Genomic DNA, 15,774 nt, shown 5'->3' on the forward strand with positions numbered 1-15,774 from the left:
GCGGCTAAGGGCGGCCATTACATACGTATGTAGGAATGGGGACCTCTGCCATGAACACCGCCGAAATGACCGCCAAGATGGCCGCCGGAAACGGCTTCATCGCTGCGCTGGACCAGTCGGGCGGATCGACCCCCAAGGCGCTGGCAGGATACGGAATCGAGGCGGGTGCCTGGTCATCCGAAGACGAGATGTACGGCCTGATCCACGCGATGCGCAGCCGAATCATCCGCTCTGCCGCATTTACCGGCGACAAGGTGATTGGCGCGATCCTGTTCGAGCGGACGATGGACGGTATGGTCGATGGGCAGACCGTTCCCGCTGCGCTGATTGCCAAGGGCATTGTCCCCTTCATCAAGATCGACAAGGGCCTGGAAGACGAGGCGAACGGCGTCCAACTGATGAAGCCGATGCCCGATCTTGATGCTCTCCTGACCCGGTCGAAGGCACTTGGCGTCTATGGCACCAAGGAACGCTCGGTGATCAATTCGGCCGATGCCGCCGGGATCGCCGCCATTGTCGCCCAGCAGTTCGCGGTCGGCGCGCAGGTCCTGGCGCACGGCATGATGCCGATCATCGAGCCCGAAGTGAACATCAAGAGCGCCACCCGCGCCCAGTGCGACACGATCCTGCGCGATGAAATCCTGAAAGCGTTGGACGCAATGCCTACGGGCCAGCAGGTGATGCTCAAGCTCTCGCTGCCGGTGGTGCCGGGCACGTTTGACGCGCTGGTCGCTCATCCCAATGTGCTGCGCGTGGTCGCGCTGTCGGGCGGCTATGCCCGGCCCGAGGCCTGCGCCGAACTGGCTAAGAACAAGGGCATCATCGCCAGCTTCAGCCGCGCCTTGCTCGAAGACCTGCGTGCCCAGATGAGCGACGCCGAATTCGATGCGGCGCTGGGCAGCGCGATCGACGCGATCTACACCGGGTCTACGGTCAAGACCGCCTAGGCGTCAAAGCCCCCCGGCGAAGGTGAAGCCGAAGCGGTATTCGTCGGGGTAGATCGTTTCGTTGGCCTTCTTGACCGGCAGTACCTCGACCAGGGTCAGTTTGCCATCGGCGACCTGCTGCGGTTCGCCCAGCGTCATGTCGCGGGTCTCGCTGCCCGGACCGGTGTCGATCCGCACCGAAACCTTGACCCGTCCGGCCCACACGCACTGGGTACCCACCGGGCAGCGGCTGTCTTCCAGCACCTTGAGCGGGGTTACCCGCGGTCCGTCGACAGTGCCGGTCTCGTCGATCCGCAGCCGGGTGATCCCATCGCTGCGGTTCTGGTAAGTGATGCAGCCCGACAGGGCGAGCGCGGCGAGCGGGGCGAGATAGAGGCTTTTCATGAGATGAATAACGCACCCACTGGCTGAACGGTTCCGGAATGCTTGGCGAAGCGGCTTTGCGGCGATAGAGCGCAGGCCATGTCCGATTGTCAGCTTTACCTCATTTCGCCGCTCGACGTTTCGGGCCAATTTCCCGACCGCCTGAGCCGCGCGCTTGATGCCGGGGCGGTCGCTGCGTTCCAGTTCCGGGTCAAAGGGCTGGATGAACACCAGGCAGCGCGCCTTGCCGAGCCGCTGCAGCTGATTTGCGCTGACCGTGATGTGGCTTTCATCGTCAACGATTCGATCGGTCTGGCCAAGCGCCTTGGCGCGGATGGCGTGCACCTGGGGCAGGGTGACGGCGACGTGGCCGATGCCCGCCAGCGGCTGGGGCGCGAGGCGCAGATCGGGGTGACCTGTCACAACAGCCGCCATCTGGCGATGGACGCAGGCGATGCCGGGGCCGATTACGTAGCCTTCGGCGCCTTCTTTCCGACCCAGACCAAACAGACCGAACATGTCGCCGAACTGGATCTGCTGACCTGGTGGCAAGGCCTGATGGAAATCCCCTGTGTCGCGATCGGCGGGATCACCCCGCAGAATTGCGCACCGCTGGTGACGGCCGGGGCCGATTTCCTGGCGGTAAGCCATGCCGTGTGGGGCGGGGACGAGGTGGCTGCGGTGCGGGCTTTCACCACGGTGCTTGCAGCCGGCTGAGGCTCGGGACCGCAGAGTAAAACCTGCCTAAACCGGTTGACGCAACCCTTTGCATGGGGTTGGTATGCAACTGCAATCCGGGCTTGGGATCGAAGGGACCGTACATGACCGACAATCAGACTCCGCCGCAGGTCGATGTCACCAAGGCCTGGGCCGCAACGCAAGATCAGAAGGGCGCGGCCAAGCGGCTGCGCATCTATGCCGCGCTGGCCTGGCTGGTGGCGATCGGCACGGAAATTGCCGGTATCGTGATGCTCAAGCAGCACAAGTTCGATCACGGCAACATGGCACTGCTGATCGGGCTGCTGGTCGTGATCGCGGCGTTCGCGATCGGAGGCAGCCTGATGTGGAAGGCCGCCAACAAGCACGATCCGGCCAGCCGCGTCGACGGTTTCCGCTTCTTCGTCCAGAACCAGCTGGGCGCGATCATCACGATCATCGCCTTCCTGCCGCTGCTTGTCCTGATCTTTATGGACAAGGATATGGACCCCAAGAACAAGAAAATTGCCGGCGGTGTTGGTGTGGCGCTGGCGCTGCTTGCGACGGTGATCGGGATCGACTTCAAGCCGCCTTCGACCGAGCAGTATACCCAGGACATGAATCAGTGCGCGGCGCAGATCAAGTCTGGTCAGCCGACCACCGCCTGCTCACCCGAAGTGGCGCAACAAGCGCAGGAAATCGCGCGCGATTCGGCGGCGGTAACTGACGCTACCAAAACCGCGGCCAATCCTGCAGGACAGGATGTAGTATACTGGATCGCGCCCGAGGCCGGAAAGAAGAAGAGCGAGACGCCGCACGTCTTCCATCTGTGCCAGAACGTCAGTTCGCTGCGCGGCAAGAGCGTCAACAGCGGTTCGGTGACCCAGGCCTATGCCGAAAACGCCACCCGCATCACGCTGCAAATCCCGATGGAGCAGGGCCAGTGTGGCTTTGCCGGGGCGAGCAAGGCGGCTGCCGCCAGGCCGGCCGCGGCAGCGGCAGCATCACCGGCTGCGGCGGCGCAATAGGACTGGGGTGAGGCCGAACTGCCCGCTAGATGATCGACCCTTGCCCTCAATTCCTTCGCCTTTGGGCGGGAAGTTCAGCCTGATCAGCCGTGTCGCTGATCCTGCTCATTGGCCGCTTGCGAAAGCATCAACTTTTCCTTCATCGCCGTGCGTGAGGTTGCAATCACGTGATCGACTCCTTCGATCGTGATCGCCAGTGTGCCTTCCTCGGTCAGGCCAATCAGGCCCTTTTCCTTGAGATACCACAAGTGGAAGTCGAACAGGTCGTCCGGGCAGTTCAGTATTTCCTGGATGTAATAGCGGCCAACGCCCGGCTCCAGGGCGTTTTCCCGCCGCCGCTTGTAGAGGAACTGCAGGATGCGCGCATGGGCTTCCGCATCGGATAGCGGCGCTCCGTCGTCGGTCGTCTGATCGTCGTCCTCGGCAAAGTCGAAGCCAGTTTCGCTGGCATAGCGCGCGTCGTATTCCTGACGATCATCGGGGTTACGTAATGCCTTATAGGCATCGATCACTTCGGTCAGCTTGGCAACATCGCTGTGCTCGCCGTGGTCGGGATGATAGAGTTTGGCCAGCAAGTGATAGGCGGTTTCCAATTTGCGCGCGCTGCATTTGGGATCGACCCGCAGCACCGCGTAATAATCAACAAATACCCCGCCGTCGCTCATCTGTGCTTTGCCTCGATCCGCCCTGAACCACGCTTCTACTTTGTGCCGGCCCTAATTCCAAACGGAACTCCTTCCTTGGCCGATATGGATAGCGGATAGCCATCCAGCTCTGGTTTCCTACCGCGCCAAAACCTGCCAGAACCTGCCCGTGACGCGCCATTGTGGCAGCGGGGATTTTTTCTTCGCATAACGGTGTGAAATGTGTGAACCAGTTCAGGTTCGCACCAAAAAATATGAATGAGGTTGTCCGATGAGCATTGTGTCGATCCCCCGGGAACTGACCGTCCGCGGCGTCATACTGGGCGCGATCCTGACGGTCGTGTTCACCGCGGCCAACGTCTATCTGGGCCTGCGGGTCGGCTTGACCTTCGCCACCTCGATCCCGGCGGCGGTGATCTCGATGGCGATCCTGCGCTTTTTCTCGGGCGCGACGATCCAGGAAAACAATATCGTCCAGACCATCGCCAGCGCGGCGGGAACGCTGTCGGCGATCGTCTTCGTTCTGCCCGGCCTGATCATGGTCGGCTGGTGGACCGGCTTTCCCTATTGGCAATCGGTCGCGGTGATCGCCATCGGCGGCATTTTGGGGGTGATGTATTCGGTCCCGCTGCGCCGTGCGCTGGTAACAGGGTCCGACCTGCCTTATCCCGAAGGCGTCGCTGCGGCTGAAGTGCTAAAAGTCGGCGCAGGTGTTGGCGGTGCGGAAGAGAACCGCCGCGGGCTGGCTGCCGTCATTCTTGGTACCGGCGTCGCCGCGCTCTACCCGCTGCTCGCCAAAATGAAGCTGGTTGCCGAGGGCGCCAATGCCACATTCCGGCTGGGCGCGGGCAGCACCTTTGCCTCGGCCTCGCTGTCGCTGGCTCTGGTCGGGGTGGGGCACCTGGTCGGGCTGGCCGTCGGCATCGCGATGCTGGTCGGCATTGTCCTGAGCTTCTTCATCATCCTGCCGCAATTGACCGCTGCCGGCCCGCCGGCCGGGACCGAACTGGCCGATTTCGTCGCCACCGTGTTCCGGCAAAGGGTGCGCTTCATCGGCGCGGGCGCGATCGGCGTGGCGGCGATCTGGACCCTGCTCAAGGTCATCGGCCCGATCGTCAAGGGCATCGCCGGGGCGCTTGCCGCCGACCGTGCGCGCAAGGCCTCGGGCAACATGGACAGTCTCGAACTGACCGAGCGCGACCTGCCGATCGGCATTGTCGGCGGCACGATCCTGGCGCTGATGGTTCCCATCGGGCTGCTGCTGGCGGACTTTTCGGCAGGAGGTCCGGTCGCCGACAAGCTCGGCCTCTCGCTGATCGCGTCGATTGCCTATGTGCTGGTCGCGGGGATCGTGATCGCTTCGGTCACCGGCTATATGGCCGGCCTGATCGGGGCGTCGAACAGCCCGGTGTCGGGGGTGGGCATCCTTTCGGCGCTGGGCATCTCGCTGCTGCTGCTCGCACTGTTCGGGCGCGGGCTGGACGCCGATGCGACCAAGGCGCTGGTCGCCTTCGCGCTGTTTGTCACCGCCATCATCTTTGGCGTGGCGACGATTTCCAACGACAACCTGCAGGATCTCAAGACCGGGCAGCTGGTCGGTGCGACGCCGTGGCGGCAGCAGGTGGCGCTGATCCTTGGGGTGATTTTCGGCGCGATCGTCATTCCGCCGATCCTGACCCTGCTCAACCAGACCTTCGGGTTCCAGGGCGCGCCGGGCGCCGGGGCCGAGGCCTTGGCCGCCCCGCAGGCTGCATTGATTTCGGCGATCGCCCAGGGCGTGTTGGGCGGCAGCCTCGACTGGAACCTGATCGGACTGGGTGCAGGGATCGGCGCGGTGGTAGTGATCATCGACGAAGTGCTGAAGAAGACCGGGCGCGGCTCATTGCCGCCGCTGGCTGTCGGGATGGGCATGTACCTGCCGATGGACGTGACCGCGATGGTCGTGCTCGGCGCGGTGCTGGGCCATCTCTACAACCGCTGGGCGGTCAAGCAGCATGATCCCGGCTTTGCCGAGCGGATGGGCGTGCTGACCGCGACCGGGATGATCGTCGGCGATAGCCTGTTCAACGTGGTCTATGCCGGGATCGTCGCGTGGAAGGACAACCCCGATGCCCTTGCAGTGACCGAGGGCGGCAACCTGGCGACCCCGCTGGGCCTGGCGCTGTTCGCCGGGTTGATCGCCTTGGCCTATTGGTGGATGCGCGATGCGGCGCAGCGGCCCGTAAGTGCTGCCTAGCCGTTGTTGACCACGCGGCGAATGCAGCGCAGCGGGCCGTCCTGACCATCGGGTCCGATCAGGCGCAGGAAGCGGTCGGAAATGCGGTGAAAGCGCTGGCCGTTCTTGGGGCCGCTGGTCATCACCAGCGTGTCCCCGGTCAGCAGATAGGCACCGCGCCCGGTGGCGGTGCGATAGGTGTTGGCGTTGACGATATCGAACGCTGCATCGGGCTGGCGGATCCCTGCGGCACCGGCGGCGTCGCCCGGCAGTTCGCAGACATAGGTCCCCGCGTCGAGCGCGTCGATCTTGCCGCCCGGCGCGGCAATGGCGCTTCCGGCGGCGAGCAGCAGGGCAGGGGCAAGGCGAGTGAGCATCGGCATTCCTTTGGCGCAGGTGCGCTTAGCAGGCGATGAACCGCCGCGCCACCTTGCCGTGGCGCGCTACCCGCGCTAAGGGCGCGCCTTTCCCGGCTCTGTCCGAACCTCTTTCTCAACCTCTGAAGGCATCCCCATGGCGAAGATCAGCGGCGTGGACATTCGTCCCGGCAATATCCTGGAATACGAAAAAGGCATCTGGAAGGTTGCCAAGATCCAGCACACCCAGCCGGGCAAGGGCGGCGCGTTCATGCAGGTCGAAATGAAGAACTTGATCGACGGCCGCAAGACCAACACCCGCTTCCGCAGCCAGGATACGGTCGAAAAGGTCCGCCTCGACACCAAGGACTTCCAGTACCTCTACGCCGATGGCGATGACCTGGTGTTCATGGACAAGGACAATTTCGAGCAGATCACCCTGCCGCGTGACCTTCTGGGCGATGCTGCCGACTTCCTCCAGGACGGCATGGATGTCGTGCTGGAACTGTGGGAAGAACGCCCGGTCAGCGTAGAACTGCCGGCGCAGATCGAAGCCACCATCGTCGAAGCCGACGCGGTGGTGAAGGGGCAGACTGCCTCGTCCAGCTACAAGCCCGCGATCCTCGACAACGGCGTGCGCGTGATGGTGCCGCCGCACATTTCCAGCGGCACCCGCATCGTCGTCGACGTGTACGAACGTACCTACGTCGGCAAGGCCGACTGAGGACAGCACCATGGCAGTCGTTTCCGGTATCATCCGTGTGATGGAGAAGGCCGCGCGCAAGGCGGGTGGCCGCCTGCGCCGCGACTTTGGCGAGGTCGAGCATCTGCAGGTCAGCCGCAAGGGGCCGGCCGACTTTGTTTCCAAGGCCGATCAGCACGCCGAACGGACGATCTGGGACGAGCTGCGTGCGGCGCGGCCCGATTGGGGCTTCCTGATGGAAGAAGGCGGCGAGATCGCCGGGGCCGAGGGCAAGCCGCGGTTTATCGTCGATCCGCTCGACGGGACCAGCAATTTTCTGCACGGCATTCCGCACTTCGCGGTGTCGATCGCAGTGCAGGAACCCAAGCTTGATGGATCGGGCTGGGGCGACGTGACCGCCGCTCTGGTCTACCAGCCAGTCACCGACGAGAGCTATTGGGCGGAGAAGACTCGCGGCGCATGGCTGCATGACCGCCGCTTGCGCGTGTCGGCGCGGCGCCACCTCGACGAAAGCCTGATTGCCACCGGCATTCCTTTCGCCGGGCGCGGCGACGGCGGCGACTGGGGCAAGATCTATGCCGCGCTTGGGCCGCAGGTTGCGGGGATCCGCCGTTTCGGTGCGGCTTCGCTCGATCTCGCCTGGGTAGCGGCAGGTCGTTACGAAGGGTTCTGGGAAAGCGGTCTTTCACCGTGGGACAGCGCGGCGGGATGCCTGCTGGTGCGCGAGGCCGGCGGATTTGTCACCGACTGGCGCGGCATTTCGCAGCCGATCTGCGATGCCCAGGTCCTTGCCGGCAATGACGCGCTCCATTCGCGCCTGCACAAGGTTCTGGCGGCGGCCATCAAGGGCTGACTTTTTTCGTGCTTAACGGCTTGGTGATTTGAGCCTTTAACCCGCCCTTAGCCACGCTCCGCAATGCTCTGCCCACGGGACAGAGCACGAAGGGGTGGGCATTATGGCAGTTTCACTGATCTACAACGGGCTTGGTCTGGTCCTGGCCGCCGCGGCAACCCCGGTCGCGGCGGGCCAGGCCAATGTCAGCGTGGCTGCACCGCGCGTCGAACGCGCCGCAACACCCGCCGCCGCGACCCCGCGTCTCCGCACGCGAGATGAGCGTATCGGCGCCGTGGCGCTGCGCGGTTTTCCTGCGGGCGAACAATGGTTTCCGCCGGCGCGCAGCTGGGGCGAAGCCGGTGGTCCGGTCGTCGAGATTGGCGCTCTGGGCAGTCGCCGCGATAACCAACCCGATCTGGCGCATTTGTCGGTCAACTGGCAATTCTGATTCCACTGCTTGAACCGGGGGGCAACGGCGGCTAAGCGGCTGGCCGATAAGCCCCTGTGGCGGAATGGTAGACGCGAACGACTCAAAATCGTTTGTCGCAAGACGTGCCCGTTCGAGTCGGGCCAGGGGCACCATCTGCTTGCGCCTGACGGAACCGGTGCCGGTTTCAGTCGGCGCCGTCGCTTTGTTCCGTGCCGGAACGCGCGCGTGCCGATTCCTTCAGTTTGGCAACATTGCCTTCGGTTACAATGACGGGTTTCTTGCGGCGCACGATCACGCCCTTGGGTGCACCGGGCGGCGGTCCGCTGACAAAGGGCTGCGGATCGTCGCGCATGAATGCCGGGCGGTATTCCGCCGAGCCATAGCTCCAGGTCGGACTGCCGCCGCTGGTGCTGTGCATGCTATCCTGGTCATTGAGCTTTTCATAGCCTTCGCCGCTTTGTTCGCGTTCTTCCTTTTTGAACACCGTACCAACCTTGCGCGCACCAAGCCGGGCTGCCTCTTGCCGGGCGAGCTGGTTCTGCGCCTCGCGCGCCTTGATCGCTTCGACGACTTCGGCGTTCTCCCCGCTGGAGAACATGGCGAACAGGCCCGTTACGATAATCGTGACCAGAGCAAACTGCCTGATCACTTGTGGTGAAAGCGCAACGGTAGGAGCGGGGCGACGCATGGCCTGGCTGTTAGGCCAAGAAGGTTAACCGTGCCGCGAAGCATTATGGTTACGAAATGCTTGCCCTCCGCAAGGCCAGTTCAGTGCACGGAAGACCCTTAACCATAGGCTGTAAAATTTACCGACATTTCACACTCGCGCACTAGGTCGGTCTGCGAAATGATCCGCTTGTTCAAACACTACGTCCCGCACGCCGTGCTGCTGCTCGGTCTGGTCGACTTTGTCCTGCTGGTCCTCTCTTCGGACCTGGCGTGGCAACTGCGGGCATCGCAGATCGGCATGGATCTGGGCACGCTGTCCCAGCGGTTCTGGCCGTCGCTGGGCTTTGCCCTGACCATCCAGACCGCGATGGTGGCAGTGGGCGTCTACAGCTCGGAAGCGCTGCGTTCGATGCGGTATGCCGCGGCACGGTTGCTCGTAGCGGTCGGTCTCGGCATTATCGGTCTGGCGTTCATAAACTTCATCTTCGGCGGACAGACCTTCTGGCGATCGACACTGGTCTATTCGATGGCCTTGGCAATCCTCTTCCCGATGCTCAATCGCCTGCTCAGCGGCCGGCTGCTTGGTGCCGAGGCATTCAGCAGGCGCGTGCTGGTGCTGGGTGCAGGCAACCGCGCCGAACGCTTGCGGCAATTGTCGGAAAAGCCCGAAAGCGGCTTTGTCATCGTCGGCTTCGTGGCCATGACCGATGCCAAGCCGGTGGTCGAACCCGCAATCAGCCGCGGCGCGATAGCCAATCTGACCCAGCACGTCGAGGAACTGGCTGCGACCGAAGTCGTGCTCGCCCTGGAAGAGAGGCGCAATGCCCTGCCACTGGGCGACCTGCTGCGGATCAAGACCACCGGCGTCCATGTCAATGAATTTGCCAGTTTCATGGAACGCGAGACGGGCCGCGTCGATCTCGATACGGTCAATCCCAGCTGGCTGATCTTTTCGGACGGCTTTTCGTCGGGCCGGGCGGTTTCGGGTGCGCTGAAGCGCGTGTTCGACATCGCGGCAAGCTCGCTTCTGCTCCTGCTCAGCGCGCCGCTGATCGCGCTGTTCGCTCTGTTGGTCAAACTCGACAGCAAAGGGCCGGCCTTTTTCCGGCAGCGCCGGGTCGGTCTTTACGGGCAGGATTTCAATGTCATCAAGCTGCGCTCGATGCGCGACGATGCCGAAGCAAACGGGGCGCAATGGGCGCAGAAGGACGATCCGCGCGTGACCCGGCTGGGCCAGTTCATCCGCAAGACGCGGATCGACGAACTGCCGCAGACCTGGACCGTGCTGAAGGGCGAAATGAGCTTTGTCGGCCCGCGGCCCGAGCGGCCCGAATTCGTCTGCGAACTGGAACAGCAGCTGCCCTATTACGCCGAACGCCACATGGTGAAGCCCGGGATCACGGGCTGGGCCCAGATCAACTATCCCTACGGCGCCTCGATCCAGGATTCGCGGCACAAGCTGGAATATGACCTGTACTATGCCAAGAACTATACCCCGTTCCTTGATCTGCTGATCCTGCTGCAGACCTTGCGCGTGGTGCTGTGGCGCGAAGGGGCACGGTGACCATGGCTCTGGGCAGCGGAGGTCTCTGGCCGAGCATTTCGGCGCTGGCTTGGGAAGCGGGCGCGCTGTCTTGCGTGGTCGCCGCGGCCTGGCTACTGGCCGATCCGCGCCGCTATGGCAGCGGGCGGCGCGCGCTCGCCCTGGCCCTGACCCTGACCGGCGCCTGGGCGGTGTCCGGTGCGATCAACGGGATCCATGCCCCGTCGACCACGCTGCTCGACATGGCGCGAAACCTGGGCTGGCTGTTTGCGCTCTACCGCCTGTTCACGATCGACGGTCGGCACGCCACCATGGCGCCGATCCGGCCGATCCTGTTGGCGGTGACCTTTGTTGAGCTGCTGCAGGCGGCCGGCGTGATCCTGCTGCTGATGGCCGCACCGACGGCGCTGGAACTGGTCGGCTTCCACTCGTTTGTTTCGCTTGGGCTGCTGGGCGCGATCGGCGGTCTGGTGCTGGTTCACAATCTCTATGGCGCCGCCTCGGCGCAGGCGCGGCTGTTGCTGCGTTGGCCTTCGCTGGTTCTGGCTGTGCTGTGGGGCTTCGACCTGACCTATTACGTTATCGCCTATCTGTCCGGGTCCAGTCCGGCCGTGCTCGACGGTCTGCGCGGTGCCTTGGGTCTGGTCTTTGCCGGATTGCTTGCACTCGGCGCACGCGAGGGCAGCGAGCAACTGCGCTTCCGCCCATCGCATGCTGCCACGTTCCAGTCGTTGTCGCTGCTGCTGATCGGCGGCTACCTGGTCGTGCTGGTTGCGATTGCACAGTGGCTGGCCTTTTCGGGCGGCGACTTTGCCGCGCAGATGCAGATCGGCTTCATTGCCCTGGCGCTGCTGGCGGCATTGGCGATCGCGCAGTCGCGAAGGTTGCGCGGCTGGCTGCGCGTCTCGCTGTCCAAGCACCTGTTTACCCATCGCTATGACTACCGCGCCGAATGGCTGCGCTTTACCCGGACGGTCGGCCAGGCCGGTGACGTCTCGGCCTCGCTCGAAGAGCGGGCGATCCGGGCTTTGGCCGATATTACCGAAAGCCCCGGCGGCCTGCTCTTGACCTGCGGCGACGATGGCCAGTTCGAACTGGCCGCGCGGTGGGAATGGCCGACGGCAGAGGTGCCGCATGCAGCCCTTCCGGCCACCACGGTCAGCGCCTTCGAGCGCGGCGCATTCGTTGCCGACCTCGATGCCTTGCGCAGCGGCGAGGTGTCTGCCGACACGTGCCCGCCGATCCCCGACTGGCTTCTGGCCGAGCCGCGCGCCTGGGGCGCTGTCCCGTTGATCCATTTCGAGCGGCTGGTCGGGCTAGTCATTCTGGCCCGCCCGGCGTTCAGCCGCGCACTGGACTGGGAAGACTTCGACCTGCTGCGCGTCGCCGGGCGCCAGCTGGCCAGTTACCTTGCCGAAAATACCGGGCAAAAGGCTTTGGCCGAGGCAGGGCGGTTTGACGACTTCCACCGTCGCATCGCCTTCGTAATGCACGACATCAAGAACCTGGCCAGCCAGCTCAGCCTGCTGGCCCGGAATGCCGAGCTTCATGCCGAAAACCCGGCTTTCCGCGCCGATATGCTGGTCACGCTGCGCAATTCGGCGGACAAGCTGAACGCGTTGCTCGCGCGATTGTCGCGCTATGGTCCAACCTCGGTTCAGGTGCTGGCCCCGGTCCGTGCGGACGAGGTTGCGGCGGCGGTGATTGCCCAGTTCCGCGACCGCCATGTCGTCACCTTGACCGAAAGCGCGCCATGCGAGGTTTCGGCCGAACGCGAATCTCTGGAACAGGTTGTCCTCCATCTGGTCCAGAACGCTGTCGATGCCAGCACCGAAGACATGCCAGTCTTCGTCCGCATCGCCGCCGACAGTCTTAGCGGTGTGATCGAGATCGTCGATTCAGGCAGCGGGATGAGCGCCGAATTCATCCGCAGCCGCCTGTTCAAACCGTTCGATTCGACCAAGTCCGGGGGCTTTGGCATTGGCGCCTACGAAGCGCGCGAACTGGTCCGCGCGATGGGCGGCCGGCTTGAAGTCGAAAGCCGCGAAGGCCTGGGCTCGCGCTTTACGATTCGTTTGCCGCTGGCAGCCGCTGCGGCCCTGCGCCAATCCCTTGAAGACGCCGGCAGGAAGGTTGCCTGATGCCTGAGACCAAGCCCAAATTGCTGATCGTCGAGGACGACGCGGGTCTGCAGGCCCAGCTCAAATGGGCCTATCCCGATTTCGAGGTCATCGTCGCAGGTGATCGCGCCAGCGCGCTGGCCGCCTTGCGTTCGGAAGAGCCTGCCGTGGTCACGCTGGATCTGGGGCTTCCACCAGACCCGGACGGCACAAGCGAAGGATTTGCCGTGCTTGACGCAATCATGGCGCTCAAGCCCGATACCAAGGTGATTGTCGCTTCGGGCCACGGCGCACGCGAATCCGCGCTGCAGGCGATCGCCAAGGGTGCCTATGACTTTTACCAGAAGCCCGTCGATATCGAGGCGCTGGGCCTGATCGTGCGCCGCGCTTTCGAACTGCACCGGATCGAGGGGGAGAACCGCCGACTGGCGGTGCGTTCCGACGATGACAACCGCGTGCTTGGCCGGATGATCACCGGAGCGCCCGAGATGGTCAAGGTCGCCCGCACGATCGAGCGCGTCGCCAATACCAATGTCTCGGTCATGCTGCTGGGGGCCAGCGGCACCGGCAAGGAACTGCTCGCCCGCGGCCTCCACGATGCCAGCGACCGCGCCAGGGGAGCCTTCGTCGCCATCAACTGCGCGGCAATTCCGGAAAACCTGCTGGAAAGCGAGCTGTTCGGACACGAGAAGGGCGCCTTCACCGGGGCGGTCAAGACCACCGAAGGCAAGATCGAGCAGGCCCAGGGCGGCACGCTGTTCCTCGACGAGGTCGGTGACATCCCGTTGCCGCTGCAGGTCAAGCTGCTGCGTTTTCTGCAGGAGCGGGTGATCGAACGGATCGGCGCGCGTAAGTCGATCGCGGTCGACACGCGGATCGTCTGCGCCACGCACCAGGATCTGGAAGCGATGATCGGCGATGGGCGGTTCCGCGAGGACCTGTTCTATCGCCTGGCAGAGATCGTTGTGCGCATTCCCGGCCTGGCCGAACGGCCCGGTGATGCGGCGCTGCTGGCCAAGGCCTTCCTGGCGCGTTTTGCCAAGGAAATGAATCCGCAGGTCAAAGGCTTCTCCGCCGATGCACTGGCCGCGATCGATGCCTGGCATTGGCCGGGCAACGTGCGTGAACTGGAAAACCGGGTGAAACGCGCGGTGATCATGGCCGATGGCAAGATGATCCACGCCCATGACCTCGATCTGGCAGCGGAAGCAGCTGAGGACAGTCAGGTGCTAAACCTGAAAACCGCGCGCGAAGCCGCTGACCGCCGGGTCATCCGCCATGCCCTGGCACGAAGCGAAGGCAACATTTCCAGCACGGCCAAGATGCTGGGGATCAGCCGCCCCACGCTTTACGACCTGCTCAAGCAGTACGACATGCAGGTCTAAGCCATGCGGCGTCCGCTCGGCCTTGGATTCGCCGCCTTGCTGGTGCTTGCGCTGTCTGCTCCGGGGCAGGCGGATGGCGGAGCGGCGCAGGCCGCGCTGGCCAAGGCGCGCGCGGCATTGGGCCGGGGCGACGGAATCGCTGCTGAAGCCGAATTGCGCAAGGCCGCTGCCGCGGGGGCACCCAAGGAAGCACTGGCAGCCCCGATGGGCGAAGCGCTGATCATCCAGAAGAACTTTTCTGCGGCGCGCGGCTGGCTGGCCGGCGGGCACTTCGCCAGGGGCGATCAGGCCTATGGCTGGCGCATGCTGGGGATGCTGGAACGCTTCACTGGCAACCTCGATGCAGCCGACCAGGCCTATGCCCGGGCGCTGGCCATTGCGCCGAACGATCCGGTAATCTGGACCGACGTCGGCCGGCTGCGCTTTTCCCGCGGTGAACAGGTTCAGGCGATCGACGCCGCCAACCGCGCCTTGGTGGCCGACCCGGACAACCCCCGGGCGCTTGAATTGCGCGCGCAGCTGATGCGCGATCAAGCTGGCTGGGATGCGGCACTGCCGCTCTACGAGCGAGCCCTGCTCAAGACGCCAAACGATGTGGACCTGCTGGCCGGTTATGCCGCCACGCTGGGCGAGGCCGGACGGTTGCGCGACATGCTGACGGTCACGCGCCAAATGATTGCCCTTAATTCCGGCGATGCCCGGCCGTGGTTCTATCAGGCCGTCCTGGCGGCGCGGGCCGGGAATTCCGACCTGGCCCGCAAACTGATGATCAAGGCGGGCACGGGCCTGGACGGCATGCCGGCGGCCACGCTGCTGCGCGGCATCGTCGAACTGGAAGCCGGCAACGCCAACGCCGCCGTTGCCCAGTTCGATGCCCTGGTCCAGCAGCAGCCGGCCAATCGTCCGGCGCAACTGTTGCTCGCCCGCGCGCTCTACGAATCCGGCGACAATGCCGGTTTGCTCAATCGCTTTTCCGCGGACGCCGCGCGCGACGATGCGTCCCCTTATCTTATCGCGCTTCTGGCCCGGGCGCTGGAAGAGCGCGGCGACCGTCTGGGCGCAGCGGGTTATCTGGACCGGTTGGCCCGCGCCGCCCCGCCCGCCGTCATGCCGATTGCCGAACGCGGCTCTGGCGATGCGGCGGCGGCAGTGCGATCGGCGATTGCAGCCGGTAATGTTGCCGGAGCGGGGGCAATCGCCGACGCCTATGTGCGCCAGAAGCCCGGAATGTTCGAGGCACTGTCGTTGGCCGGGGACGCAGCCCTGGCCCGCAGTGCGCCGCTGCCAGCGCTGGACTATTACCGGCGCGCTGCCCAGGTCCGCTATCCCGAACGCATGCTGCTGCGCACGGTCGAAGCGCTCGAGAAGTCGGGACGCGGCGGCGAAGCGCCCCCCTTTGTGGTCAGCTATCTGGCCAGCTGGCCGGGCAGCCGCCTTGCTGCGCGACTGGCAGCCGGTCACGCCGCCTTTGCCGGCGACTGGGCGCAAAGCTGCAGCTTGCTGGAGCATCTGCGCAGCACCGGCGGCGGGCGGGACGGGCGGCTGCTGATCGACCTCAGTCTGGCGCAGCTCAATGCCGACGATGCCGATCTGGCGGTTGAAACGGCCCGGCGCGCGGCGCGCCTTTTGCCCGGCAATGGCGCGGCGGCGCAGGCCTGGGGCATGGCGCTGGTGGACAGTGGCGGGGACCGCGATCTCGCCCGGCAGCTGCTCGACAAGGCGCGCCGCATCGATGGTGATAACCCGCTTTTGCTGCAAGCGCGCAAGCGGCTGGACAACTAGGCTCTCGACAAGGCGAAACGAAGCCGTAAAGCCAATTTCATCGCGCGGTTAAATTGCG

General features: G+C 64.5%; 15 protein-coding genes and 1 tRNA gene. 12 read left to right on the forward strand and 4 right to left on the reverse strand.

What is annotated here, in order from left to right; all coding sequences use genetic code 11:
* The first annotated feature begins 50 nt into the window (after positions 1–50).
* Positions 51–947: a fructose bisphosphate aldolase gene (locus tag ACFFF7_RS15755; RefSeq protein WP_379482285.1), complete on the forward strand. Its 897-nt coding sequence runs from the start codon at positions 51–53 to the stop codon at positions 945–947.
* Positions 948–950: 3 nt separating this feature from the next.
* On the opposite strand, the gene ACFFF7_RS15760 is transcribed toward ACFFF7_RS15755, so the two are convergent.
* Entirely contained in the window at positions 951–1,331 is a 381-nt protein-coding gene (locus tag ACFFF7_RS15760) for a hypothetical protein (protein ID WP_379482286.1), read from the reverse strand.
* A 78-nt stretch (positions 1,332–1,409) separates the two neighbouring features.
* On the opposite strand from ACFFF7_RS15760, the gene thiE reads away from it, so the two are divergent.
* Both thiE and ACFFF7_RS15770 read left to right on the forward strand, forming a co-directional pair.
* Positions 1,410–2,027: a thiamine phosphate synthase gene (thiE, locus tag ACFFF7_RS15765; RefSeq protein WP_379482287.1), complete on the forward strand. Its 618-nt coding sequence runs from the start codon at positions 1,410–1,412 to the stop codon at positions 2,025–2,027.
* Between the two features lie 104 nt (positions 2,028–2,131).
* Entirely contained in the window at positions 2,132–3,034 is a 903-nt protein-coding gene (locus ACFFF7_RS15770; protein ID WP_379482288.1) for a hypothetical protein, read from the forward strand.
* Between the two features lie 83 nt (positions 3,035–3,117).
* On the opposite strand, the gene ACFFF7_RS15775 is transcribed toward ACFFF7_RS15770, so the two are convergent.
* Positions 3,118–3,699 carry a J domain-containing protein gene (locus tag ACFFF7_RS15775; RefSeq protein WP_379482289.1) on the reverse strand — a complete coding sequence of 194 codons (582 nt, stop codon included), beginning with the start codon at positions 3,697–3,699 and terminating at the stop codon, positions 3,118–3,120.
* Between the two features lie 250 nt (positions 3,700–3,949).
* Between ACFFF7_RS15775 and ACFFF7_RS15780 the strand changes: the two genes are divergently transcribed.
* Entirely contained in the window at positions 3,950–5,914 is a 1,965-nt protein-coding gene (locus ACFFF7_RS15780; RefSeq protein ID WP_379482290.1) for an OPT family oligopeptide transporter, read from the forward strand.
* Here the strand turns inward: ACFFF7_RS15780 and ACFFF7_RS15785 are convergent.
* A complete protein-coding gene (locus ACFFF7_RS15785) occupies positions 5,911–6,270 on the reverse strand; it encodes a hypothetical protein (RefSeq protein WP_379482291.1) in 360 nt (119 codons plus the stop codon). The two genes, ACFFF7_RS15780 and ACFFF7_RS15785, sit on opposite strands and share 4 nt — an antisense overlap.
* 136 nt (positions 6,271–6,406) lie before the next feature.
* Here ACFFF7_RS15785 and efp point away from each other — a divergent pair, with 136 nt between their 5' ends.
* The 4 genes from efp to ACFFF7_RS15805 all read left to right on the forward strand — a co-directional run bounded on the left by efp (position 6,407) and on the right by ACFFF7_RS15805 (position 8,369).
* Entirely contained in the window at positions 6,407–6,973 is a 567-nt protein-coding gene (gene efp / locus ACFFF7_RS15790) for an elongation factor P (RefSeq protein ID WP_379482292.1), read from the forward strand.
* 10 nt (positions 6,974–6,983) lie between these two features.
* Entirely contained in the window at positions 6,984–7,805 is an 822-nt protein-coding gene (locus ACFFF7_RS15795) for an inositol monophosphatase family protein (RefSeq protein ID WP_379482293.1), read from the forward strand.
* Positions 7,806–7,908: 103 nt separating this feature from the next.
* On the forward strand, positions 7,909–8,235 hold the full coding sequence (locus ACFFF7_RS15800) for a hypothetical protein (protein ID WP_379482294.1): 327 nt from the start codon (positions 7,909–7,911) through the stop codon (positions 8,233–8,235).
* A 50-nt stretch (positions 8,236–8,285) separates the two neighbouring features.
* Positions 8,286–8,369, forward strand: a tRNA-Leu gene (locus ACFFF7_RS15805).
* Between the two features lie 32 nt (positions 8,370–8,401).
* Here the strand turns inward: ACFFF7_RS15805 and ACFFF7_RS15810 are convergent.
* Positions 8,402–8,866, reverse strand: coding sequence for a hypothetical protein (locus tag ACFFF7_RS15810; protein ID WP_379482295.1), 465 nt, complete (start codon positions 8,864–8,866; stop codon positions 8,402–8,404).
* Between the two features lie 198 nt (positions 8,867–9,064).
* Here ACFFF7_RS15810 and ACFFF7_RS15815 point away from each other — a divergent pair, with 198 nt between their 5' ends.
* The 4 genes from ACFFF7_RS15815 to ACFFF7_RS15830 are packed head-to-tail and all read left to right on the forward strand — an operon-like array spanning position 9,065 to position 15,716.
* Entirely contained in the window at positions 9,065–10,450 is a 1,386-nt protein-coding gene (locus ACFFF7_RS15815; RefSeq protein WP_379482296.1) for a TIGR03013 family XrtA/PEP-CTERM system glycosyltransferase, read from the forward strand.
* 2 nt (positions 10,451–10,452) lie between these two features.
* The gene (gene prsK / locus ACFFF7_RS15820; protein ID WP_379482297.1) at positions 10,453–12,570 is read left to right on the forward strand and encodes an XrtA/PEP-CTERM system histidine kinase PrsK; all 2,118 of its coding nucleotides are present in this window, start codon (positions 10,453–10,455) and stop codon (positions 12,568–12,570) included.
* A complete protein-coding gene (prsR, locus tag ACFFF7_RS15825) occupies positions 12,570–13,934 on the forward strand; it encodes a PEP-CTERM-box response regulator transcription factor (protein ID WP_379482298.1) in 1,365 nt (454 codons plus the stop codon). Before prsK ends, prsR begins: the two co-directional genes overlap by 1 nt.
* A gap of 3 nt (positions 13,935–13,937) precedes the next feature.
* Positions 13,938–15,716 (forward strand): tetratricopeptide repeat protein, encoded by a 1,779-nt coding sequence (locus ACFFF7_RS15830; protein WP_379482299.1) that lies wholly within the window; start codon positions 13,938–13,940, stop codon positions 15,714–15,716.
* Positions 15,717–15,774 lie beyond the last annotated feature (58 nt).

Source organism: Novosphingobium aquiterrae (assembly GCF_042434435.1).
GTDB lineage: Bacteria > Pseudomonadota > Alphaproteobacteria > Sphingomonadales > Sphingomonadaceae > Novosphingobium > Novosphingobium aquiterrae.

Excerpts from the sequence above, each read along its gene's own strand:
- ACFFF7_RS15755 (WP_379482285.1), top strand. The coding sequence starts at position 51 with ATGAACACCGCCGAAATGACCGCCAAGATGGCCGCCGGAAACGGCTTC.
- ACFFF7_RS15760 (WP_379482286.1), bottom strand. The coding sequence starts at position 1,331 with ATGAAAAGCCTCTATCTCGCCCCGCTCGCCGCGCTCGCCCTGTCGGGC.
- thiE (WP_379482287.1), top strand. The coding sequence starts at position 1,410 with ATGTCCGATTGTCAGCTTTACCTCATTTCGCCGCTCGACGTTTCGGGC.
- ACFFF7_RS15770 (WP_379482288.1), top strand. The coding sequence starts at position 2,132 with ATGACCGACAATCAGACTCCGCCGCAGGTCGATGTCACCAAGGCCTGG.
- ACFFF7_RS15775 (WP_379482289.1), bottom strand. The coding sequence starts at position 3,699 with ATGAGCGACGGCGGGGTATTTGTTGATTATTACGCGGTGCTGCGGGTC.
- ACFFF7_RS15780 (WP_379482290.1), top strand. The coding sequence starts at position 3,950 with ATGAGCATTGTGTCGATCCCCCGGGAACTGACCGTCCGCGGCGTCATA.
- ACFFF7_RS15785 (WP_379482291.1), bottom strand. The coding sequence starts at position 6,270 with ATGCTCACTCGCCTTGCCCCTGCCCTGCTGCTCGCCGCCGGAAGCGCC.
- efp (WP_379482292.1), top strand. The coding sequence starts at position 6,407 with ATGGCGAAGATCAGCGGCGTGGACATTCGTCCCGGCAATATCCTGGAA.
- ACFFF7_RS15795 (WP_379482293.1), top strand. The coding sequence starts at position 6,984 with ATGGCAGTCGTTTCCGGTATCATCCGTGTGATGGAGAAGGCCGCGCGC.
- ACFFF7_RS15800 (WP_379482294.1), top strand. The coding sequence starts at position 7,909 with ATGGCAGTTTCACTGATCTACAACGGGCTTGGTCTGGTCCTGGCCGCC.
- ACFFF7_RS15815 (WP_379482296.1), top strand. The coding sequence starts at position 9,065 with ATGATCCGCTTGTTCAAACACTACGTCCCGCACGCCGTGCTGCTGCTC.
- prsK (WP_379482297.1), top strand. The coding sequence starts at position 10,453 with ATGGCTCTGGGCAGCGGAGGTCTCTGGCCGAGCATTTCGGCGCTGGCT.
- prsR (WP_379482298.1), top strand. The coding sequence starts at position 12,570 with ATGCCTGAGACCAAGCCCAAATTGCTGATCGTCGAGGACGACGCGGGT.
- ACFFF7_RS15830 (WP_379482299.1), top strand. The coding sequence starts at position 13,938 with ATGCGGCGTCCGCTCGGCCTTGGATTCGCCGCCTTGCTGGTGCTTGCG.